The sequence below is a fragment of the Pseudomonas sp. NY11955 genome (assembly GCF_048068035.1).
In the GTDB taxonomy this organism is placed as follows: Bacteria; Pseudomonadota; Gammaproteobacteria; order Pseudomonadales; family Pseudomonadaceae; genus Aquipseudomonas.
Map to the genome: position 1 here is coordinate 82,800 of NZ_JBLUPS010000013.1, position 23,089 is coordinate 105,888.

Annotated in this window: 21 protein-coding genes; 5 read left to right on the forward strand and 16 right to left on the reverse strand. The window is 61.3% G+C overall.

What is annotated here, in order from left to right; translation table 11 throughout:
- The 7 genes from ACNFBR_RS22170 to ACNFBR_RS22200 all read right to left on the reverse strand — a co-directional run bounded on the left by ACNFBR_RS22170 (position 1) and on the right by ACNFBR_RS22200 (position 7,281).
- Entirely contained in the window at positions 1-1,005 is a 1,005-nt protein-coding gene (locus tag ACNFBR_RS22170) for a VirK/YbjX family protein (RefSeq protein WP_416736779.1), read from the reverse strand.
- Positions 1,006-1,014: 9 nt separating this feature from the next.
- Positions 1,015-1,992, reverse strand: a complete 978-nt coding sequence (locus ACNFBR_RS22175) for a glycosyltransferase family 2 protein (protein ID WP_416736780.1) — start codon at positions 1,990-1,992, stop codon at positions 1,015-1,017.
- Positions 1,993-1,997: 5 nt separating this feature from the next.
- Positions 1,998-2,522: a serine O-acetyltransferase gene (locus tag ACNFBR_RS22180; protein ID WP_416736781.1), complete on the reverse strand. Its 525-nt coding sequence runs from the start codon at positions 2,520-2,522 to the stop codon at positions 1,998-2,000.
- Positions 2,523-2,530: 8 nt separating this feature from the next.
- Positions 2,531-3,487 (reverse strand): glycosyltransferase family 2 protein, encoded by a 957-nt coding sequence (locus tag ACNFBR_RS22185; RefSeq protein ID WP_416736782.1) that lies wholly within the window; start codon positions 3,485-3,487, stop codon positions 2,531-2,533.
- Positions 3,480-4,097, reverse strand: coding sequence for an acyltransferase (locus ACNFBR_RS22190; protein WP_416736783.1), 618 nt, complete (start codon positions 4,095-4,097; stop codon positions 3,480-3,482). The genes ACNFBR_RS22185 and ACNFBR_RS22190 overlap by 8 nt, the downstream gene beginning before the upstream one ends.
- A gap of 104 nt (positions 4,098-4,201) precedes the next feature.
- Positions 4,202-5,668, reverse strand: coding sequence for an FAD-dependent oxidoreductase (locus ACNFBR_RS22195; RefSeq protein WP_416736784.1), 1,467 nt, complete (start codon positions 5,666-5,668; stop codon positions 4,202-4,204).
- 236 nt (positions 5,669-5,904) lie between these two features.
- The gene (locus ACNFBR_RS22200; RefSeq protein ID WP_416736785.1) at positions 5,905-7,281 is read right to left on the reverse strand and encodes an oligosaccharide flippase family protein; all 1,377 of its coding nucleotides are present in this window, start codon (positions 7,279-7,281) and stop codon (positions 5,905-5,907) included.
- Between the two features lie 95 nt (positions 7,282-7,376).
- On the opposite strand from ACNFBR_RS22200, the gene ACNFBR_RS22205 reads away from it, so the two are divergent.
- From ACNFBR_RS22205 to galE, 3 genes are all read left to right on the forward strand, one after another.
- The gene (locus ACNFBR_RS22205; RefSeq protein WP_416736786.1) at positions 7,377-8,903 is read left to right on the forward strand and encodes an O-antigen ligase family protein; all 1,527 of its coding nucleotides are present in this window, start codon (positions 7,377-7,379) and stop codon (positions 8,901-8,903) included.
- A gap of 5 nt (positions 8,904-8,908) precedes the next feature.
- On the forward strand, positions 8,909-11,509 hold the full coding sequence (locus ACNFBR_RS22210) for a cellulase family glycosylhydrolase (RefSeq protein WP_416736787.1): 2,601 nt from the start codon (positions 8,909-8,911) through the stop codon (positions 11,507-11,509).
- Between the two features lie 105 nt (positions 11,510-11,614).
- Complete coding sequence (gene galE / locus ACNFBR_RS22215) at positions 11,615-12,580, forward strand: UDP-glucose 4-epimerase GalE (protein ID WP_416736788.1); 966 nt, start codon at positions 11,615-11,617, stop codon at positions 12,578-12,580.
- A gap of 148 nt (positions 12,581-12,728) precedes the next feature.
- Here galE and ACNFBR_RS22220 read toward each other — a convergent pair whose 3' ends face one another.
- The 9 genes from ACNFBR_RS22220 to ACNFBR_RS22260 form a co-directional block, all read right to left on the reverse strand.
- Positions 12,729-13,535 carry a CpsD/CapB family tyrosine-protein kinase gene (locus ACNFBR_RS22220; protein ID WP_416736789.1) on the reverse strand — a complete coding sequence of 269 codons (807 nt, stop codon included), beginning with the start codon at positions 13,533-13,535 and terminating at the stop codon, positions 12,729-12,731.
- A gap of 11 nt (positions 13,536-13,546) precedes the next feature.
- Positions 13,547-15,109, reverse strand: a complete 1,563-nt coding sequence (locus tag ACNFBR_RS22225; RefSeq protein WP_416736790.1) for a GumC family protein — start codon at positions 15,107-15,109, stop codon at positions 13,547-13,549.
- 19 nt (positions 15,110-15,128) lie between these two features.
- Entirely contained in the window at positions 15,129-16,244 is a 1,116-nt protein-coding gene (locus ACNFBR_RS22230; RefSeq protein ID WP_416736791.1) for a hypothetical protein, read from the reverse strand.
- 25 nt (positions 16,245-16,269) lie between these two features.
- Entirely contained in the window at positions 16,270-16,827 is a 558-nt protein-coding gene (locus ACNFBR_RS22235; RefSeq protein WP_416736792.1) for a polysaccharide biosynthesis/export family protein, read from the reverse strand.
- 264 nt (positions 16,828-17,091) lie between these two features.
- Entirely contained in the window at positions 17,092-17,268 is a 177-nt protein-coding gene (gene eppA, locus ACNFBR_RS22240) for an EPS-associated small membrane protein EppA (protein WP_012272368.1), read from the reverse strand.
- Between the two features lie 250 nt (positions 17,269-17,518).
- Positions 17,519-18,061 carry a helix-turn-helix domain-containing protein gene (locus tag ACNFBR_RS22245; RefSeq protein WP_416736793.1) on the reverse strand — a complete coding sequence of 181 codons (543 nt, stop codon included), beginning with the start codon at positions 18,059-18,061 and terminating at the stop codon, positions 17,519-17,521.
- Between the two features lie 86 nt (positions 18,062-18,147).
- Positions 18,148-19,566, reverse strand: coding sequence for a short-chain fatty acid transporter (locus ACNFBR_RS22250; RefSeq protein WP_416736794.1), 1,419 nt, complete (start codon positions 19,564-19,566; stop codon positions 18,148-18,150).
- 172 nt (positions 19,567-19,738) lie between these two features.
- Entirely contained in the window at positions 19,739-20,395 is a 657-nt protein-coding gene (locus ACNFBR_RS22255) for a CoA transferase subunit B (protein ID WP_004576290.1), read from the reverse strand.
- A gap of 35 nt (positions 20,396-20,430) precedes the next feature.
- On the reverse strand, positions 20,431-21,129 hold the full coding sequence (locus ACNFBR_RS22260) for a CoA transferase subunit A (protein WP_400618978.1): 699 nt from the start codon (positions 21,127-21,129) through the stop codon (positions 20,431-20,433).
- A gap of 140 nt (positions 21,130-21,269) precedes the next feature.
- Between ACNFBR_RS22260 and ACNFBR_RS22265 the strand changes: the two genes are divergently transcribed.
- A complete protein-coding gene (locus ACNFBR_RS22265) occupies positions 21,270-22,175 on the forward strand; it encodes a LysR family transcriptional regulator (RefSeq protein WP_416736795.1) in 906 nt (301 codons plus the stop codon).
- The gene (locus ACNFBR_RS22270) at positions 22,163-22,984 is read left to right on the forward strand and encodes an aldo/keto reductase (protein ID WP_416736796.1); all 822 of its coding nucleotides are present in this window, start codon (positions 22,163-22,165) and stop codon (positions 22,982-22,984) included. The genes ACNFBR_RS22265 and ACNFBR_RS22270 overlap by 13 nt, the downstream gene beginning before the upstream one ends.
- Positions 22,985-23,089 lie beyond the last annotated feature (105 nt).

Genomic DNA, 23,089 nt, shown 5'->3' on the forward strand with positions numbered 1-23,089 from the left:
TCACTTCAGGCTGTCGACCACGGGCGGTCTGTCTACTGCCGATGCACTCACAGCAAATGCATCCCCCTGTTTTCCTTGTAGTCCAAGGTTGTGATTGCTGCCCGGCAATGCGGCCTGCAAGCGGGTAAAAACATCGTCGAGCAACGCCTCGCGGCGGCGGTACATCGCCCGTTTCTTTGCCGGGATGTCGGCTTGCGCCCGTTGCGCCGGGGCCAGCGGCAGGGTGAAAAAATCTTCGCGGTCAGACGCCATGGCGCCGTGCTCCTGCCAGATTACGTCGTAGTTGGCTGCCAGGTCCTGGCCCTTGTCGCTGCCAAAATAGGGATGACGATGGTGCCGGCAGCTATCGCTGACGGCGTACAGCCGCGTCACACCTAGGGTCCTGGCCAGGCATTTCAATGCTTCGAGCAGCAGGCTACGTGGGCGCAGCCCTTCGAAGTCCTTGGTCAGGTCGCGGTAGATGGCCAGTGAGGTATCGCTGTCGATGCCTTTGTGGATGCCCTGCACCGCACCGATGAACAGGCTTGGCTCACCCTGGCTATGGCCCAGGGTAAAGGCCAGGGATGCCACGCGCAGGTCGCCCTGGAACAGGTTCAACACCAACTCACCTTCGCGCTTGAACCAGATCGGCCGATCCAGCACCAGGCTACAGCCCGGCGAATGGCTGGACAGGTCACACAGCCTCAAGCTTTCGTCGCGCCCCAGCAGCAACAGCGCCGGGAACTGCCCGGCCACCCGCTCGAAGTGCGTGGCCACTGCATCCAGACGCTGCGGGGCCTCCCAACATTGGCTGATGTAAGGCCATTGCACGACACCGATGCAATCCACCCCCAGCCGCTGCAAACCATGCGGCCCCAGTGCGGCCGTCATGCGTCGCATGAACGCGTTCAGCTCAGGCCACTGCCTGGCAATCTGCCGGGTCAGCTTGTACTTGTTGTGCAACGCCCGCAACGAGTAGCCCGGTTGCAAGGTAAACACGCTTTTCACGAGGGTGCCGAGCATCATGGGTTTCTCTCACTTGTACTCGATCAAAGCCGATTTGCCGGCCGCCAGGCGGTGACGCAGGAACTTCAGCTGGCCAAGCATTTCCGGGAACTTGCCCAACACCAGAAAGACCGCCTGTAGCCAGTTCTCGCGCGCCGACTTGCCGCCACGGCGCGCCAGGCGCACGGCCTGCAGCGGGTAGATGAGTAATAACAACAGGCCCCAGCCACCCAGTAACAGGCAGGCCAGCACGATCACCACGGGTATGCCCAAGCCCCATAACCAGGCCCTACGCGACTCGCGCAACCAGTGCCGTTCGGGTGGCTGGCCATGCAGGTAGGCACCCTCGGCGTAGGCGTGCCCTGCGCGCAGACTACGCCGCCACCATTGGCTGAAACGGGTCATGCCGGCGTCGTGCAGGGTCATCTCGGCGGCCAGGCGCCAGACTTTCCAACCGTTGGCCCGCAACCGCACGCACAGTTCAGGTTCTTCTCCGGCGATCAGGTCAGGGCGAAAGCCCGCAACCGCAGCAAAGGCATCTGCCCGCATCAGCGCATCGCCACCGCAGGCCTTGGCCTCACCGATAGGGGTATCCCACTCCAGGTCGCAGAGCAGGTTGTACACCGAGCGCTGCGGATAGCGCTCACGCCGGCGGCCACAGACCACCGCCACCTCGGGGTGCTGCTCAAGAAATGCCTGCGCGGTGGACAGCCAACTGACATCCACCTCGCAGTCACCGTCAACGAACTGCACCCATTGCATCGATGGCAACAACCGCTGCAAGGCGGCAAAGCCTTCGTTGCGGGCACGTGCAGCGGTGAACGGGATACCCATGTCGAGCGCCAGCACCTCCACCCCCAGGTTGGCGGCCAGCTGCAGCGAACCGTCGGTGGAGCCAGAGTCGACATACACGACCTTGTCCGCCCCATGGGCCAGCGAGCGCAGGCAGCGCTCAAGGCGCTGGCCTTCGTTTCGGCCGATCACCACCACACCGATAGCAGTCGCCATGGGCCTCACTCGACAGGCGCCGTGGCGGCCGGTTGCCGGGCCTTGATGATGGCCGGCACCCCCACTGCCAGGGAATTGTCAGGCACGTCCACCAGCACGACGGCATTGGCGCCGATGATCACGTTGTTGCCAATACGAATGCTGCCCAACACCTTGGCCCCAGTGCCGATATCGACATTGTTGCCAAACACCGGAGCAATCGGCTCCTCGACATTCTTGAGGCCCACCACCACGCCGTTGCGGATGCGGCAATCATCGCCAAAACGGGCATAACCACTGACAACGATGCCGCCAAAATGGTCGATGACGAAGTTGCGCCCAATCACCACTTCGCATGGCAGTTCGATACCGGTGATGATCTGCACGAATTTGAAAAGCACCTTGTAGATGAGCGAGCACAGCTTGCGCAGCAATGCCGGGCGCACGGTATAGCGCCAGCGGCCAAAGCGGTACACCAGCAATACCCAAAAACCCTGGGCGCCCCAATCCCCGCCATGGGCCCGCAGGTCGGCACGAATATGTTCGAACATGGCTCCACCTACCTTGTCGGTTGGCTGGCGTACCGGGTCTTGAACAGCAGTGACCAGGTCGCCCGGCAATGACGCCAGCAGGCCTGAATCGCGCCCCAGCCGCGTCGCTTCAACAGCGCCTTGAGTGCCAGCACCAGGTCACCCAGGGTGACCAGCAGCATGTGCAGGGCAAGCCCCGCAACCCCGTGGTGCTTGCGGAAATACAGCAACTCGCTTTCGATCTGGTAAGACGAGATCTGCCGGCTGGCCGCCTCCAGTTCCGCCACCGACTTGGAGCTTTCGCCACCGATGTGCACCACCGTGGTGTGCGGGTAGAACACCACTTTCCAGCCAGCCTCCTTCACCCGTTTGCAGTGGTCCACTTCTTCGTAATAAAGGAAGTAGCGTGGGTCGAACAAACCGACTTTGTCGAGCACTTCGCGGCGCACCAGGTAGAAGCAGCCAGGCAACCAGTCGCACTCGCGCACCGAGGCGTGGTCCCAGTTCATTTCGTCGACCATCTTCAACCCAGGGAAGAAGCGGCCCAACCCGGTACGCCCTACAAACACATTGAGCGGCGTGGGGAAGTAGCGGCAACTGGGCTGCAAATCACCATCACGACCCTCCAGGCGCACCCCCAACACACCACAGTCTGGGTGGGCGTCCATGTAGTCGAGGGTTTTTTGCAGGGAATCGGCGGCAACGAAGGCATCGGTATTGAGCAACAACGCGTACTTGCCCTTGAGGTGTGCCAGCAACTGGTTGTTGGCGCGGCCAAAACCCACGTTCTGCTTGTTGCTCAGCAACAGTGCCTCGGGGCACACCTGGGCCATGCGCTGCACCGAGTCATCGCGCGAAGCATTGTCCACGACCAAGTAACTGGCCAGCCGCTCGCCGTCGGCTCGGCGCAGCGCGTCGAACATCGGCTGTAGCAGCCCGGCCGTGTTGAAGTTGACCACCATGACATCCACGGGTTTGCTACCCATTTTTACTGTCCCCGAAGAAATACTGGCGCCGTTGCGCCATCAGCAGCGGCTCTACTTCCGGGTCGTAGGCGCCATTGCGTTGCTTGACCAGATCAATCCACGGGTAACTTTCGCAACGCGCCTCGACCCGCTTGATCAACTGCTCGGTGGTGCAGATGAACTGAGCCGGGTTGCCGCCAAACACGGTGCCCGGCGGCACGTCCTTGGTCACCACCGCGCCTGCGGCAACGATTGATTCCGGCCCGATGGTTACACGGGGCATGATGATCGCACCATGGCCAATGAAGCAGTTGTCTTTGATATCAATGAAACCGACCGAGTCGAGGTGTTTGCCGAAGCGATGCTCGATCAGCAATACCACCCCGTCATGACCGATCAAGGTGCAGTCGGACAAGCCCACGCTGTTACCGATGCGGACCAGCGAAGGGTCGAGAAACTTGCAGCCGGTATTGACGAAGAAGTTGCTACCGACCGAGTGAAAGTTGCCCCACTTGGTGAGGTAGGCGCCCCACTCAAGCCCGGAAGGGTTGCAGAACCGCCTGTAGAATTTGCCCCCTCGCCCGGTTGCATGGGCATAGTGCGCCACTGCCTTGCGTATCCATCCCTTCATACTGCCTGGCCTCGTGATCTGAACAATCTGGAGTGTCCTGAGGCGTTCCGGTCTCGTTCTTCTAGGTGCTGACCGCAGCGCACTCGACCCATGTACAACCTGTATTACGCAGCGGCGCCGCTGGCCGCTCTCATCTTGCTATCGAGGTGGTCGGCCAGCCGCACGGCAAACTGCAACAGCGGCATGGTCGGGTTGGAAGCGCCGCCCTTGGCGAAGATACTGCTGCCGGCGACATACAGGTTTTCGGTACCAAACACCTTGCAATTGCTATCGACAACACCGAACTGCGGCGCGGCGGCCATGCGCGTGGTACCCATGTGGTGAGCATGGGGCGCCATTTTCAGCGGGATCGAGGTGTCATAAACGAAATCGTTGAGTTTGACGAAGCCCAGGTCCATGTCGGCGAACTGCTTGGCCAGTTCGCTGCCAATGCACTTGATGGTGTGTCGGTCATCGGCGCTGAGTGCCCAGTTGACGTTGACCTTGGCAACACCCAGTGCGTCCTTTTCGTCAAGCAGCGAAATGCGGCTGTGCAGGTTGGGGAACTGCTCGATCATGGTGCTGATCACGCCATCACCCGGGCAGCTGAACTTGGCGACGAAGGCGACCTTGCTGGCAACCCCCATGTCACAGGCCAGGTTCTCCAGAAAGTGCTTGACCTCGGCAGTACGGCCATAGGTCTGCACATCGGCCAGTAAGGCAGCGGTGACATTGCCTTTGCCGGCCTTGTACTCGTCGACGAAGGCATCGGTGGTGTAGTACTGGCGCGGCTCCGGGTCCTGGCCAGACTTGAGGATAAAGGTGCCCAAGTCGATGTTCAGGTGCTCCATGAAACACCCGCCGACCAGCCCTTCCCTGTTCACCACACCCGCCGCCACCAACGTCTGGCTGTTAAGCAACTGCCGGGCATTCTCGATGGCGCCTGTAGCCAGAATGAAGTTTCTGGCCACCAGGCGCTGACGATTGCGTTCGTAATCGGACAGCACCACTGCGGCCAGATGGCCAGAAGCCTTGTCGAACTCCAGGTCCACACAGTTGCAGTTGATGAACACGTCCAGGCCTTTGGTCTGCTCCAATGCCGTGGCGTACTTTTGCGCAAAGCGTGTCGGCGTGCTGAGCAGAAAGCGGTCTGCCTCGAAGTCGCCACCAGCAAGGCCGGTGTTCATCGCGCGAAAATCCGAGCCCGGCGGCAGGTCGACGATGTCCATGGCTGCCGGCAGGTAGCCTTCGATCTCCGAATAGGGAATGGGCCAACCCGGCAAGTCACCTGGCGGGGCGATGGTAAAGTCCGATGGGGTGAATGGCCGGCAACGGCCAGCCCAGTGATTGGAAGTGCCCCCCAGGTAGCGCAGGCGGGTTTCCTCGGCATACAGCTCAAGGCCCGTGGACGCGCAGGCGTAAAGGCCTTGCGAGTGCGGCGCATACTCGCGCCCCCCGCCTTCGGCAAGCAATACGTTCCAACCAGCGGCGGCCAGGCGCAAGCCCAGGGTGATACCTGCCGGGCCGGCACCGATGATGCAGAAATCGTAGTTGTCGCGCAGCGCCTTTTGCTGCTGATAATCCTTGATCATGCTGGCTCGTTCCGGAAATAACGGGACGGCAACACCCAACCGTTGATCACCACGAACCCGGGCTTTTCCACCGGCCGGCCAGCAACGGCCGCCGAGGCGCCAAACACCGCGCCACCTACACCGAGCAAGACGCAACTCTGGAGAAAGCCTCTACGGCCCAACTGCGCAGTACAAAAAGTAAGCTTCCCCATGATCCCGTGACCTGTACCCATGAAAGTTACACCCAGCACGCCGCTTTACAGCCAGTCGAAAAAGGCCGTTAGCAGCGCCCCGCAAAGCGCCCCGACAGCCAGCATCGGCAGCACCACCAGCTCACGTTTGAGGCTGAACATGTCCAGTTTGCAATTCACGTAAACAACCAGCACCAGCGTTGGCACGGCATGCAGGGCAACCCCCCAGATAGCCCACTGCACACCACCAATCGCCAGCAACAGCGGTAGCAGCCCCCAAAGCGAGACCAGGCGGATGATGTTGTCCATGGCCTGGTACTTGGTCAGGCCCAAGGCAATCCACACCTGATGAGCCAATGTATAGCGCATTACGATGAACGACAGCGAAAGAATTGCCAGCATCGGGCCAGCTTCGCGGTAGCGATCGTCGTACATCCAGCCAATCAGCAGCGGGCTGGCGGTGAGGAAGCCACCACAAATGAACAGCACGAGCAGGTCTATCAGCAGACGGAAGCGGTGATACAGCGCTTTCAGGCGTTCCTTGTCGTCGGCCCGGGCTGCTTCACTGAAGGCAGGCAGCGCTACGGCACCAACAATTTTCATCAGCGCGGTCTGCACCGCGCCAAGGATCAGTACGGCAATCGAATACACCCCCAGTTGCGCCGCCGACATGCTGGCGCCAAACCACATGCGGTCACCGTACATGGCCAGCACGCCGACCATGGACGACAACAGGATCCAGCGGCCAAACACGATCAGCTCGGTCAGCGCCGTGCGGTCCCAGCGCAGGTGGTTGTTCGGCCCCTCCAGGGCGGTATGCCCCAGCACGGTCCAGGCCACCGCCGAAACCAGGCCCGAGATCACCAGTGCCCAGATCGAGTGGGTCAGCAAGCCCAGCACCAGCATCACCACCAGGCCGGCCACCTGCGAGGCCAGGTCGACCAGCACCACGCGTTTTTGTTGGAAAGTTCGTACAGCCACATCTATCTTGGTGGACTGGAATCCCCAGATGGCCGCCGACAGCCCGGTTACCGCCAGCACCATCGGCAGCACCGGGGCGGCATAGGTGGAGTCCGCCGGCCACAGGTCGGCCAGTTGAGCCAACCAGGCACCCAGGGCCAGTAGCAGGGTCAGGGCGAACAACAGGAAACCGCGAATGATCTGTACGGTCCAGGCGGTGTTGAGGAAGTCAGGGTCGTCACCGCGGTGACTCTGGATGATGTTCTGGCGCAGGCCGACATCGGAAAGCAAATGCAGGAGTACCGAAACGGTGGTGGCAATGACCATCACCCCGAACATTTCCGGCAGCAGCAAGCGGGCCATGATCAGATTGCCGCCCAGGCGCATCACCTGAGAAGCCACCTGCGAGACCAGGTTCCACGACCCAGCGTTCAGGGCCCGCTTGCGCAGGCTCGCAGTGGCTGACGCATCAATCGACGGCATGACTTCATTCTCTGACTGATTGGCTAAAAGTCACTATAGTTTCAATTAGCCACGATGCTAGCCGTTGCCCACCGAGGGAAAGGTGTACATAGCCGATGCCTGAACATTTTCGTGCGTTGATCGTCATCCTGTTTTTGGCGAGCGTGGTCTTCCTGCTGGCGCGGCGGCCTGCCACCGACCTGATACCGCTCAGCGACTACAAGCGCCGGCGCAATCTGTGGTTCCTGCTGACCGTGCTGGCCTTTGCTTCGCACAGTTTCTGGCTGTACCTGGGCGCGGGCGCGGTCATCCTGTTGCTTGCCGGGCGCCGCGAACACAACCCCATGGCGCTGTTCTACATGCTGCTGTTCCTGATCCCGCCAGCGTCGGTGCAGGTGCCTGGGTTTGGCGTGGTCAATTACCTGGTCGACCTCAACCACATCCGCCTGCTGACCCTGTGCGTGCTGCTGCCGGCTGCGCTGCAGCTACGCCGGCAAGCTGACACGCTGCGCTTTGGTCGCACCTGGGCTGACAAGTTGCTGGCGGCTGGCCTGGTGCTGATGAGCGTGCTGTACCTGCGTGAAACCACGCCCACCGATACTCTGCGCCAGGCGCTGTACCTGTATGTCGACGTGTTCCTGCCGTATTACGTGGCCAGCCGTGGCCTGCGCCAGATCAGCGAGTTCAAGGACACCTTGCTGGCCTTCGTGCTCACCGCCTTCGTCATGGCGCTGATTGCCGTGGCGGAATATGTACGCCACTGGCTGTTGTACAGCGCCCTGGTCGATGCCATGGGCGTGCCTTGGAGCATGTCCGGTTACCTGAGCCGCGGTGGCGCACTGCGGGCCAGCGTCACCACCGGCCAGGCGATTGCCCTGGGTTATGTGATGAGCGTGGCGATTGGGTTGTTCCTGTTCGTCCAGGGGTATGTGCAACGCCCGCTGCACAGGGCCATGGGCGCGCTGCTGCTGGCCGCCGGGCTGTTCGCGCCGTTGTCACGTGGGCCGTGGATCGGCGTCGTGGTCATCGTGGTGGTGTTCATCGCCTTGGGCAAAGGCGCCGTCAAGCGTCTGGCGCTGCTAGGCGCGGCTGGCATGCTGGCGTTGCCCTTGCTGACCGTCGTGCCTGGTGGCGACAAGGTGCTGGACCTGCTGCCGTACATCGGCAACATCGAAAAAGAGAACATCACCTACCGCGAACGGCTGATGGACAACTCCTGGATCGTCATCCAACGCAACCCGCTGTTTGGCTCGTTCGATTTCCGTAATACCCCAGAAATGCAGTCGATGATCCAGGGCGAAGGCATCATCGACATCGTCAACACCTACATCAACCTGGCGCTGAGGGTCGGGCTGGTCGGGCTCGGCCTGTTCGTGGCGTTCTTTGCCGTGGTACTCAGGGGCATCCGCAGGGCCATGCTCAGTTTCCCCGACAAGGATGACGAGCGACGACAGCTCGGTCGGGTGTTGCTGGCGACGCTGATCGGCATTCTGGTGATCATCTTCACCGTCAGCAGCATCACCTTCATTCCGGTGGTGTACTGGTCGATCGCCGGACTGGGCGTGGCCTATATCCAGATGGTTCGCCGGCTGCACGACAGCCAGGCCATGGAACTGGCCGAACCCGGCCTACAACCCAGGTAATGTTCATGAATGTGCTCACCCTGCGTCATTTCGTGCGCCTTTCGGCCATTGCCGGCCTGGCCCTGCTGCCGTTGGCCGGCTGGGGTTCAGACTGGCAGGTCAGTGTCGATGAGCAGAATGGCTTGCCTACCGTGACACGCGGCGGCGGCCCGGTAATGAAAGCCAAATTCGACTTCTGGGCCGCCAACTGGAGCTGGACCGGCTTTTATACCGACTTCAAGGTCAATGGCCCCTACCACTACACGCTGCAGGGCAAGAACAAAGAACTGGACTTCGACCTGTTGGCAGATATCCGCAAGGAACAGGCGCAAACCCTGAGCTGGGCCTTCGACCTCAACGCCCACAGCCGCCAGAGCGGCGTGATGGGTGGCGGCATGGTGTTCCAGTTCGACCCGGCGCAGATCGCCGGCGACATGGGCGCCCCGCAACTGCTGCCCGGCAACCGCGGCTGGACGTGGGGCAAGGGCGACCAGGGTCGACGTATCGAGATGCGCTTCGACCCGCCCCTGGCCAAGGTGTATTTCGAGCGCGGCAACCCATCCGAGCTGCGTGCCTTTCTCTACGCAGACCCGATCAGCGCCGGCCACCAGCAACTCAAGGCCGTGCTCAACGTGACCGGCGACATCGACCTGGGCCCTACCTCCAGCGAGCGCTTCGGCTTGGCCGACCCCGCCAGCTGGCCTGATGACCAGTTGGACTGGCGCACCTCGCCTGTAGACCTGTCGTTTCTCAACGCCGCAGAAAAACCCGCCGGCAAGCGTGGTTTCGTCAAGGCGGTCGGTGACCAGTTGATGTTCGCCGACAACACCCCGGTACGCTTCTGGGGCACTAACCTGTCTGCCTACTCGCTGTTCAAAAGCCCCGACGAAGAAATTCGCCAACAGGCCAAGCGCCTGTCGGCACTGGGTTTCAACCTGGTGCGCCTGCATCACCACGATTCGCCCTGGGTCAGCCCCAACGTGTTCGGTGACGGCACCCTGGTGCGCGATACCCAGCAGCTCAGCGCCGAATCGCTGCGCAAGCTGGACCTGTGGATCAAGGCACTCAAGGACGAAGGCATCTACACCTGGCTGGACATGCATGTGCAACGTGCGTTTACCGCCAACGACAAAATTGAAGATTTCAAAGAGCTACCCGAGAAGGACGGTCGCGTCGACCTGAAGGGCTACGCCTATGTGAACGACAGCATCCAGCAAGCGATGAAACGCTTCGCCGAGCAGTACATGAACCATGTGAACGAGTACACCGGCCTGGCCTACAAGGACGACCCGGCCATCGCCGCCGTGCTGATCACCAACGAGAACGACCTCACCCAGCACTACGGCAACGCCCTGTTGCCGGACAAGGATGTACCGCGCCACAGCGAGCGCTACATGGCGGCCGCCAAGACCTTTGCCAGGCAATATGACCTGCCTGCCGACCTCACCTGGCGCGCTTGGGAGCATGGGCCGTCCAAGCTGTTCCTCAATGACCTGGAGCAGCGCTTCAATGCCGACATGATCGGCCACCTGCGCAGCCTTGGCGTGAAAGTGCCGATCGCCACCACCAGCACCTGGGGCGGCAATGGCCTGAGCGCGCTGCCGGCGCTGACCGCAGGCGATGTCATCGATGCCCACAGCTACGGCGCCAATGGCCAGTTGGAGAAGAACCCGCTGACCAGTGACGGCATGATCGACTGGATCGGCGCTGCCCAGGTGGTCGGCAAACCGCTCACCGTCACCGAGTGGAACGCCGAACCTTTCCCGCTGCCCGACCGTCACTCGCTGCCGCTTTACGTGGCCGGCACCGCCAGCCACCAGGGCTGGGACGCCATGATGCAATACGCCTACAGCCAGCAGGGGTTCAACCCAGGCTGGCGCACGGCGGACAACTGGCACGCGTACAACGACCCAGCGATGATCGCCACCCTGCCCGCCGCCGCCCTGCTCTACCGCCGCGCGGACGTCAAGCCAGCCACCACTCGCTACGTGTTCGCACCGACGCCTGCCACGCTGTACAACCAGGAAATCACCCCGCGCAATTCAGTGCTGTTGCGCACGGCCATGGAAAAGGGCCAGTTGCAGATCGCGCTGCCACAAACACCGCAACTGCCCTGGCTGAAACCCGCTGCCATCCCGGCAGGTGCGCAGGTGCTGCAGGACCCGGAGCAATCGCTGCTGCCCGCCGATGCCAGCGAGTCGGTCACCGACACTGGCGAGCTCAAGCGCAATTGGCAACAAGGCCTGTACACCATCGACACGCCGCTGACCCAGGCTGCCACTGGCTGGCTGGGTGGCCGCCCAATCAGCCTGGGTGCCATTGAGGTACAAACGAAAACACCTTATGCCAGCGTGGTGGTGCAGAGCCTGGACGGCAAGCCTTTGGGGCAGTCGCGTGAGCTGCTGCTGTCTCTGGGCACCCGCGCCATGCCCAAGCCCGATGACAAGACGCCCTTCAATGTCGAACCCCTTGAAGGCAGCCTGACCATCAAGGCACCCGCTGGCCTGAAACTGTTCGCCCGCGATGCACAGGCTCAGCTCAAGCCGCTGCCGGCGCCCTACAAGGATGGGCAATACACCCTGACGTTCGACGGTAGCTACATGTCCAACTGGCTGTTCTTGAAATAGAGCATATGGCCATCTACGCTCAGGTCACCTGTCGCTGATCATCCCACCTGCACGTTTCAGGGAGGGTTCGCTGCGTCTGTAATCAGCAGTTTCCAGGAGGTAGGGATGAAGTTTCTGGTGGTGGGTGGTGCGGGCTACATTGGCTCGCACATGGTCAAGCACCTGCTCGCTGCAGGCCATGACGTGGTAGTGGCGGACCTTGTCTCCCCGGGCGCCGGCATCCAGTGGGCGAAACTCGACATTGCCGACGAAGCCGCACTGGATGTGTTGTTTGGCGTTTGCCGCTTCGATGCAGTGTTCCACTTCGCCTCGTTCATTCAAGTGGGTGAGTCGGTCAGCGCGCCCGGCAAGTACTACCAGAACAACGTTGCCGCCACCCTTGCCCTGCTGCAAGCCATGGTGAATGCCGGTATCAAGCACCTGGTGTTTTCTTCGAGCGCCGCGGTGTACGGCAACCCTCAATATGTGCCGATCGATGAAGCGCACACCAAGGGGCCGATCAACCCCTACGGGCTGAGCAAATGGATGGTCGAGCAGATTCTCGAGGACTTCGACCGGGCATACGGTTTGAAATCTGTCTGCCTGCGTTACTTCAATGCCGCCGGTGCTGACCCCGATGGGCAGCTGGGCGAACGCCACGAGCCGGAAACCCACTTGATTCCGTTGATTCTGCAGGCTGCATCCGGCCGGCGTGAGGCGGTAACAGTGTTTGGCCGCGATTACGACACGCCAGATGGCACCTGCATACGCGACTACGTGCATGTGGCGGACCTGGCGGCAGCCCATGCGCTGGCAGTGGAGTATTTACTGGCGGGTGGCGAGCGCACCGCGTTCAACCTGGGTAATGGCTTGGGCTTTTCGGTGCAGGAGGTGATCGATACGGCCCGGGCGGTGACTGGGCGGCAGATCCTTGCCCTTGATGCACCACGCCGCGAGGGTGACCCGCCACGGCTGGTGGCCGATGCGAGCAAGGCGCTGCAGGTGCTGGGCTGGCGACCGGAGTTTGCCTCGCTGGAGCAGATTGTGCGGCATGCGTGGCATTGGGAATTGCAGTATCCCTGGAGCCGTTGAATCGGCCTCGTGTTCTCGCTGAATTGGCTTCGTTCTCTGTAGGAGCAGCCTTGTGCTGCGAAGAGGCCGGTGCTGCCAGTCACATAATGTGCTGTCTGTACCGGACTCTTCGCAGCACAAGGCTGCTCCTACAGGATGACGTCAAGGCTTAGTAGTAGGTTCGTGGCTGCTCGTCGGCCTTGTTCAATACTGTCCCGAGCAGGTTCACCGTTGCCAGGTGGTGCAGGCAATCCTCGATCTCCTTCTTGTTGTTCATTCCGTTGGCCACCACCAGCAATACACAGTCGAACTTGGGTATCACAGTGATCGCATCATCCGAACTGAGCAACGGCGGCAAATCGAAAATGCAGATGCGCGACTCGTAGCGGTTGCGTAAATCGCTGATCAGGTTGTTCACCTTGGGCGACGACAGCATCTCGGTCGACAGTGGCACCGGCACCCGTGTCGGCAGCACCACGAAGCGCGGCAAGGTTGGGTTGACCAGGCAGTCCTGCAGCTCGGCCTTGTCTGTCAAGAACTCGTTCAATGCATGTTCCATTGGCAGGCCCAGGCTGCTGCCGACCTTGGGCCGACGCAGGTCGAAGTCCACCAGTAACGCAGTCTTGGTGGTGTGGTGGGCAATACTCATGGCCAGGTTGATCGCCAGCACCGTCTTGCCCGCTTCAGGCGTTGGCGAGGTGATCGCCAAGGTGCGCCAGCCGTTCTCCTCCATGGCCCTGAGCACCTGCGTGCGCAGCAGGTCGATCGGCCCGTTCATGTTGGAGTTCTTGTTGTACGCCACGATGCGGTGGCGCTCCAGGTGGTCCGCGCGCAGCGGCACTACCTTGGTGTTCACGTAATCGAATTGCCCCGGCACTTCCGTCAACGCCGTACCGGGTGCGGGAGACAGTGCCTGGGGGGTACCCGGGGTAACCTGATGAAGATTATTGCCAACAGCCGGCTTGGTCCTGTCCATCACTGCTTTCCCTATACAAACCGAGACATGACTTTGAACAACAGCACATCCAATGGCATGTAGAACATGTGCACCAACACTACCATGATAGCCGCCAACGCCAGTGCCGCCAGGATCAGCCGGTTGCGCCAGCGCTTGCGCCTGGCCACGTCGGCTCTGGTATCGATATACGGCACCGCTACCAGTACCCGTTTACCCAGCAGGTTTTCCAGGGCGCCAACACCGCGCACGCGCTGATTGAGCATCTCCATCAACATCACCAGCGCACCGCCACCGGCCGGGGCCAGCACCAGGCCCAGCGCCGCGATTTTCTTGCGGTTGGGCTTGATCGGCTTCTCAGGCAATAGAGGGGGCTCCAGCAGCACGAAGCGTTCGGCCTTGTTTTCCTGCTCGAGGCTTTCGGTAATCTTGGCGCCCATTTCCTTGGCGCGGATTTCTTCGTATTTTTTACGCGCGTTGTCGTGGTCACGCATCAAGGTCACCAGGCCACGCTCGACCTGCGGCGCTTCAAGTATCTCGGCTTCGTAGCCTTCCATCTTCTTGGTCAGTTCACGTTTCTGCTCGGCCAGCGAGGCAATGCGCTCCTGGGCGGCGCTCATCTTGGCGCGCACACGGGCTACGTCAAGGCTGACCGTGGAGGCTGCCGCCGTGCGACCACCACTGGCTTCGAGCGCCTGGATCTTGCGTTTGATCGCCACTACATCCGGGTGGGCATCCTTGTAGCGGGTCAACAGACGGGCATACTCGGCCTTCAGGCTTGCCAGGTCCTGGGGCTGGTCGGCACTGGTTGGCCGGGTGCCTTCAGTCGTTTTGGTCGCCAGGCCGGCATTGGCCGCGGACAGTTCCAGCTCCAGGTAGCGCAGCTCTTCCTGGGCAGCCTTGTAATCACGGTCGACCTCACGGAACTCCAGCTCCGAACGCGACAACATGTTCATGCGCAGGGTCTGGTGCTCGGGCAAGGCATTGGCATGGGCCTGCTTGAAATCGGCCAACTGGTTTTCCAGGCTGGCCAGTTCGGCACCCAGCTTGTTGGCTTCCTGGGTGAGAAACTCGGTGGTTTCGTTGGCCCGCTCGGTACGCTGCTTGAGGTTTTCGTTGAGGAACAGCGTCACCAGTTCGTCGGCGACTTCCTTGGCCACTTGCGCCTGCTTGTGCTCGAACGACACGTTGAACGCCACGGTCGCTTCGCCACGGCCACGGACAAAGGTGGTGAGGGTTTCGACCACGATAGCGTTGCGCATCTGGTCGATCTTGTCGCTTTCGCTGAGGCGTTTGTCGGCGAACAGGTCGTACTTGCCGATGATGCGCAGCAGGTTCTCACGGGTCATCACCCGTTGGCGGATCACCTCGATGCGCTCATCGGCAAAGCTGGTGTTGTTGGTGGACACCAGTTCGGGCGAGATCTGCTGCGACTCCACCAGGATGGTGCCGGTCGACTGGTAGATCGGCGGCACCATCAACGCGACGGCAACGGTCGCGGCAAGAATGACTGCGGCACTCACCCCTAACACCAGGGCCCTGTCCTTGATAATGGCGATGTAATCTCTGAGGGAGAGCTCGTAGTCAGACTTCATGGGGCCACCTGCCTGAAATTCAGATGTCGGGGTACCTGTACGTCAACGTCAAACCAACGATCGTAGCGGTCGCATCCGGTACATGGTCTTGCTGCCGTTCCTTGTACATCAGCGACAGGCGCAAGTCCCAGTAAGGCGAAAACTGGCGGCTGGCCCATACGCTGTAAGTCTGCAATGTGTTGGGCGACTGCCCTTTGCTGTCTTGCCAGGCGGCGTCGGCACCCACCCGGGTCAACTCGGCCACCGCGTAGCTCCATACACCCCGCACCTGGTCCAGCTCGGCGAAGCCGCCTTCGGCGCTGGCCACCGTGCTGCGTTCGGCGGTGAAGCTGGCATCGGCACGCGGGCCGGTGTACAGCAAGGCAACCCCACCCTCCCCGCGTCGGCCACCATCGTCACCAGACACTTGGTTGACGCCAACGTGGGCATCGGCGCTCAAGCCTTCGGCAAGCTGGTACTTGATGCCAACCGCCGGGGTGTAGCTGTTGGAAGCGGTCGCGGTCAGGTCCTGCTCGGGCTCATAACGTCGAGCACCAAAGCGGGTGTACAGATCGGCCCGCTCGCTCCAGGCGTAAGTCCAGGTGAATACGTTCGCCAGTTCCTCGTAGCCCGTCAGCGTACTGATGTCATAGCGAGCACGGTTGTAGGTGGTTTCGTTGCTCAAGGTACTGCGTTCGGTAACTGCCTGGCTCCAGTTGCCCGTCAGGGTGTAGAGCTTTTGCGTACCGTCGGTGGTAATCACCCCGGTATCCAGCACGGTCCCCGACAGCGTCGAGCTTTCGTTGTAACGCGCCACCAGGCCGAAACGCCCACGCTCGGTGGTGCGCTGCCAGCCCAGGCTGATATCGGGGTCTTCACGGTCATCGACAATGTCCGTGTCGGACGAGCGCAACACATGCATGCCCAGCCCCAACCTCAATTCGTCGCGGTCGAAAGTACCGATCAGGGTGTAATCAGGCGCAATGATCGTGCGCGTTATGCCCTTCTCCCCCGAGGTCAGCAACAAAGGGTTGCTGTCGTATTCGACAGACGTCGGTACCACCACCGTAGACTGCCAATTTGCCGCCAGGACCGCGTCCGTGAACGGCAAAGCCAAGATTGCCGTTGCAATGCTAGTTGTTCTAAGAAGAGGCATTAAATGTTCTTATTAAAAGGCAAGATCAAGGAACGACCAGCGTATCGCCAGCCTGAAGTTGGATGTTGGTGGACATGTCCCGTCCAGACACCAGGTCCTTATATCGCACGGGCAGGATCTTTTGGGAAGCGCCGGTGCCACGGACTACCTTGATTTCGCTTTCGTCGGCAAACTTGTCCAGGCCACCCGACATGCTCAACGCCTGAAGCACCGCCGTAGGGCCTGCCATTTGCACCGGCCCAGGTTTGATCACCTTGCCTTGGACATAGACCATATTGCCGGCGATGCTCTTGACGACAACGCTGACGTTAGGGTCGGGGAGGAATTTTTCGAGTTTGGCAGCCACTTGCTTTTCGACTGCCGTCACGTCCAGCCCGGCGACATTGATGCGCCCGGCCAGGGGGAAGGTGATACTGCCATCGGGAAGAACGGTGGCTTCTTGACGCAGGCTGTCTTCCTGCCACACCGAAACCATTACCACATCGCCGGGGCTGAGCAGGTAGGCAGCACTGCTCTGGTCGGCGTTACCGGCGCCGGACCACACCGTCAGCATGCAGAATGCGGCAAACATTGAACGCATCATGAGGGTCCCTCCGGCCAAATGGCCCGACAAAGAGCACTGAATGAGAACAACACACCAACTCTCGCTCCGCTTCGCGGCATACAACTACCGCGATGGCCTCGACCTTCCTGGAGGCCCTTACCTTGACGCTGTAGAGGTGGGCTGTAACGCCCTGTAAACGTGGCCCCAACAGGCTACTGGGAATATAGCAACGGTTGGGGAATTCACAAGCCAGGCCTTGGGCTTGCGACATTGGGTAGCCGTTTCAGGCACCCGATATCCGGCTCAGATCTTTCTGCGGTTGGCAACGGCTACAAAGCCGATGACAGCGAAGGCAAAGAACCAGCCGGCGGTTGAAACAGGAATGATACTGTTTTGATTTATATACGAATCTGCCGCGCGCGCCGCGCCACTCAGCATTACCAGCAAAAACATCGATTTGATAATCAGAGTCGTGCGCATACGCCCCTCCAAAAAACAGGAAAATCAAATAGTTATTAGCATGGTGTGGCGGGAGTTGCTTCGTTGCTGATTTGAGCTTATGGGCACAATGACATTACGTCAATGATCCGACACCATAATAAAATTCAATCGACGATGGGCGTACTCGTCAAAATATCGACATGCAAATTATGCAAGGAAGCGCGGTTGGGATGGAGGCTGCGTTTCACGGTTGAGAACGCATGGGGGCACCGCCTGCCCCCCTGAGCTTTCACTCGTCGGCGTGATGGACAACCACCAGCAATTGCGCCGGCGTGCCACCTACCGAGCGTAGCCGATGCGGTGTCTGGGCGTTGAAATGAAGGGCATCGCCTTGCTCCAGCAACACGCGCTCGTTCATGAAGTCCACCTCTACCTGGCCGGCGTGCACGAACAGAAATTCCTCGCCCTGATGTTCCTTGAAGGTGGGGTCGCTGAATTCGGACGGCGGCTGGATCAGAAACGGTAGCAAACTGCGCTGGCCGACCTGGCTGGTGAGGGCCGCGTACCCCGGCCCCTGCCCGTCGCCTACCAGGGCCTGGCGCTCGCCATGGCGCACCAGGCTATAGCGGCTCTGCCCGGCCTGTTCTTCGGCGAACAATTCTTCGACATTGACGTTCAGCGCCCGCGCCAGTTTCAGCGCTGCGGCGATCGAGGGCGTGTTGAGGCCGCGCTCGACCTTGGACAGGTAGCTTTTGGTCATGCCGGTCTTTTCGGCGAGCATTTCCAGGGTCATCCCCAGTTTCTTACGCAGCAGTTTCAATCGGATAGACATGTGACGCAGGTTCCCAGGCTGAACAGCCTGGCCATGATACGTGGACTGCCGAGGAAATGCTGGGGCTGCTTTGCAGCCCCACACCTTTACGGCATCACGGGTGGAACATACTGCAGCGTCGTACCCAGTGCCCACAGCAACACCAGCACCAACGGCACATGCACCAGCAACTGCACGAACGAGAAGCCGATCAGGTCGCGTGCCTTGAGCCCTAGCACGCCCAGCAACGGCAGCATGTAGAACGGGTTGATCAGGTTCGGCAACGCTTCGGCAGCGTTGTAGATCTGCACAGCCCAGCCCAGGTGGTACTGCAGGTCATTGGCCACCAGCATCACGTAAGGGGCCTCGATGATCCACTTGCCACCGCCCGAAGGGATGAAGAACCCCAGCACCGCCGAATACACCCCCATCAGCACGGCATAGGTGTCATGGGTGGCAATCTGCGTGAAGAACAGCGAAATATGATGGGCCAGAGTCTGTTCGTCGACACCCTTCACCTGGGTGAGGATGGCGGCAATCGAACCATACAGCGGGAACTGGATCAGCACCCCCGTGGTGGTCGGTACGGCGCGCGCCACCGCGTCGAGGAAGCTGCGCGGACGCCAGTGCAGCAAGGCACCGAGCATGATGAACAACAGGTTGTAGGTGTTCAGCCCGGAGATCGCGGTAATCGCCGGCTTGGTCGCGAACTCTTGGTACAGCCAGCCTGCGGCCAGGGCCACCAGCAGCAGGATGAGGATCGGGCTGTGCTCCAGCCACTCACCCGGGCGGGTGCGTTGCGGTGCAGGTGGTGCTGTGAAGCTGGGGTCGACACCACAGTCCTCGGCACTACGTGCGCTGTTCGGGCCCGGCGCGGTGGCGTAGGCGATCACCAGCGAGACCACCACCAGCGCCGCCAACATCACGCCGGACTGCCAGAGGAAGATGGTTTCAGTGAACGGGATAACCCCAGTAATCGACAGGATCGAAGGCGGCAGGCTGGCCGGGTTGGCCTGCAGTTGCGCCGCCGACGATGACAGGCCCAGCGCCCACACCGCGCCCAGGCCCAGGTAGGCGGCCGCGCCGGCGGCGCGGTAGTCCATCTTCAGGTCGGTGCGCCGCGCCAGGGCGCGCACCAGCAGACCACCGAACACCAGGGACAGGCCCCAGTTGAGCAAGGAGGCCAGCATCGAAATCAGCGCTACCCAGCATACCGCCGAGCGACCATTGGCGGGGATGCGCGCCAGGCGATCGATCAGTCGCGCGGCGGGCGGCGAGCTGGCCACCACATAACCGCCAATGACCACGAAAGCCATCTGCATGGTGAACGGGATCAAGCTCCAGAAACCGTCGCCAAAGGCCTTGGCAGTGTCGGTCGGTTTGGCCCCCATGGCCAGTGCGCCGATACACACCAGCAGCACCGCCAGGGCGGCGAACACCCAGGAATCGGGGAACCAGCGTTCGGCCCAGTTGGAGCAGCGCAAGGCAAAGCGCGCGGAACGGCTGTCTTGAATTTCAGCGGCCACAGTTGAATTCCTTTTATTGGTTTTATCGGATAAATCAGCAAAAACACAAAACCCCTGTAGAAGCAGCCTTGTGCTGCGAAGGGGCCAGTACCGACAAACATTGCGTTAATGTCTGCGCTGGCCCCTTCGCAGCGCAAGGCTGCTCCTACAGGGGACGTTGTATTGCGAGTGATTAGAAGGTCATTTCCTTCACATCATCCGGCACGATCAGCTTGCCGGCGGTTTTCTCGATGATTTCTTCGACGCTCACCCCTGGCGCGGTCTCGCGCAGGATGAAAGCACCGTCTTCGATCTCCAGGTAAGCCAGGTCGGTCAGCACCTTGCGGATGCAGCCGGCACCGGTCAGCGGCAGGCTGCACTGGGGCAGCAGCTTGGACTCGCCATCCTTGGAAGCGTGGGTCATGGTAACGATGATGTTGTCGGCGCCGGCCACCAGGTCCATGGCACCGCCCATGCCCTTGACCAGCTTGCCCGGGATCATCCACGAGGCGATGTTGCCTTGCACGTCCACCTCGAAAGCACCCAGCACGGTCAGGTCGACGTGACCGCCACGGATCATGGCGAACGACTGCGCCGAATCGAAGATCGAGGCACCGCGGCGGGCGGTGACGGTTTGCTTGCCGGCGTTGATCATGTCGGCATCGAGGGTGCTTTCGGTCGGGAATTCGCCCATGCCGAGCAGGCCGTTTTCCGATTGCAGCATCACATCCATGTCGGCGGGTACGTAGTTGGCCACCAAGGTCGGAATACCGATGCCCAGGTTCACGTAGTAACCGTCCTTCAGTTCACGGGCGACGCGTTGCGCCATCTGTTCGCGGGTCAGTGCCATGGTCAGGATCTCTTTGTTGTTCTGGTGGATGGCGCTCAGGCCTTGACGGTGCGCTTTTCGATACGCTTTTCGAAGGTGCCGACGATGACACGGTCCACGTAGATGCCCGGGGTGTGGATTTCGCTGGGCAGCAGCACGCCAGGCTCGACGATTTCTTCCACTTCGACCACGGTGATCTTGCCGGCGGTGGCCGCCAGTGGGTTGAAGTTTTGCGCAGTGTTGCGGTACACCACGTTGCCGTAGTGGTCGGCCTTCCAGCCCTTGACGATGGCGAAGTCACCGGTGATGGATTCTTCGAGGATGTACTTGCGGCCCTTGAACTCACGCACTTCCTTGCCGTCGGCGACCGGGGTGCCGTAGCCGGTGGCGGTGAAGAACGCCGGGATGCCGGCGCCACCGGCGCGCATTTTCTCGGCGAGGGTGCCCTGCGGGGTGAGCTCCACCTCCAGTTCGCCGCTGAGCAATTGGCGTTCGAACTCGGCGTTTTCGCCCACGTAGGAGGCGATCATCTTGCGAATCTGCCGGTCTTCCAGCAGCACGCCCAGGCCGAAGCCGTCGACGCCACAGTTGTTGGAAACCACCGTCAGGCCCTTGACGCCACGCCGCTTGATTTCGCTGATGAGGTTTTCCGGGATGCCGCACAGGCCGAAGCCACCGGCCAGTACCGTCATGTTGTCGGTCAGGCCTTCGAGGGCCTGTTCATAGGTTGCAACGCGCTTGTCCAGTCCGGCCATGCTGATCCGCCTTTTGTAGTTGTTGAACCGACGAGGCTGTCGGTGAGCGTGTGCAGACATCTTCACCGCAAGCGACTGATTTGTTAATTTTGTTTTCGTCATCGATTGATAACTTTTACAAAACAAACGATAGGCCCGACATGAACGTCAAGCAACTGCGCGCCTTTGTCGCCGTGGCCAAGTACCAGAGCTTCGCCCAGGCCGGTGAACACCTGCATGTTTCGCAACCGGCCCTGAGCCTGACCATCAAGGCCCTGGAAGAAAACCTTGGCGGCGCCCTGCTCAGCCGCACCACGCGCAGCGTCAGCCTGACCGCCGAAGGTGAAGTGCTGCTGCCACTGGCGCGGCGCCTGCTGGCCGACTGGGACGACACCGAAGAGATGCTGCGCCAGCGCTTTACCCTGCAACTGGGTCGCGTGTCGGTGGCGGCCATGCCGGCCTTCGCCGGCAATTTGCTGCCCCATTCGCTCAAGGTGTTTCGCCAACGCTACCCCAAGGTCAACGTCACCGTGCATGACGTGATCAACGAACAAGTACAGGAACTGGTACGCCATCGCCGCGTCGAACTGGGCATCGGCTTCGAGCCGGACAACATCGATGGGCTGGACTTCCACCCGTTGTACATGGACCGCTTCGTTGCGGTGGTACCCGCCGACTCGCCCTTGGCACTACTCCACCAGGTCAGTTGGGCACAGCTGATGGCCGAAGATTTCGTCGCCCTGCAACGCCCTTCGGCGGTGCGCCTGCTGATGGAGCAGAATGTGGCGGCCCACCACGGCAAGCTGGCCGTGGCGTTCGAAAGCCACCAGCTGGCAACCATCGGCCGCATGGTCGCCAGCGGCCTGGGGGTCAGTGCCGTGCCGGCGCTGTGCATCAACCAGATGCAGGAGCTGGGCGCCCGTTGCGTGACCTTGGTCGAGCCTACCGTCGAGCGGCGCATCGGCGTGATTGCCCTCAGCGAACACAAGCTTTCCACCGCAGCGCAGGCGCTGCTAGAGGTTCTGCTTTCCAATACCCACATCCCGGAGGTGACATGCGTTACGTGAAACTGGCAGGTTCGAGCGTTCCGGCCATCGGCCAGGGCACCTGGTACATGGGGGAAGACCCTGGGCGCAAGGCTGCCGAAGTGGCGGCCCTGCAACAGGGTATCGAGCTAGGCCTGAACTTGATCGACAGCGCCGAAATGTATGCCGAAGGGGGAGCGGAAGCCGTCGTTGGCCAGGCCATTGCCGGACGCCGCGACCACGTGTTTCTGGTCAGCAAGGTCTACCCGCACAATGCCGGCCGGCGCAACATGGCGGCTGCCTGCGAACGCAGCCTCACGCGCCTGGGCACCGACTGCATCGACCTGTACCTGCTGCACTGGCGTGGCCAGCACCCGCTGGAGGAAACCGTCGAAGCATTCGAGCGCTTGCGCGAGCAAGGCAAGATCAAGCGCTGGGGCGTGTCCAACTTCGACGTCGACGACCTGCGCGAACTGCACAACCCTGACTGCGCCACCAACCAGGTGCTGTACAACCCGGCCCAGCGTGGCATTGAATTCGACTTGCTGCCGTGGTGCGAAAAGCGCGCGTTACCGACCATGGCTTACTGCCCGCTAGCCCAGGCCGGGCGCCTGTTGCAGCACCCGGTGCTGGCGGAAATCGCCGAGCGCCATGGCGCCACACCGGCCCAGGTCAGCCTGGCCTGGGTGACCCGCGATGACGGGGTCATTGCCATCCCCAAGGCGGTGACGCCCGAGCATGTACGGCTGAATGCCGCAGCGGGTGCGTTGACCTTGACCCGCGAAGACCTGCGCGCGATCGACCGGGCGTTTCCGGCGCCAACGCGCAAGCAGCGCTTGGCGATGGTCTGACCGCTACACGCGCTTAACCTGTAGGAGCAGCCTTGTGCTGCGAAGAGGCCAGCACAGACATCACACCTTGTGAATGCCTGCATCGGCCTCTTCGCAGCACAAGGC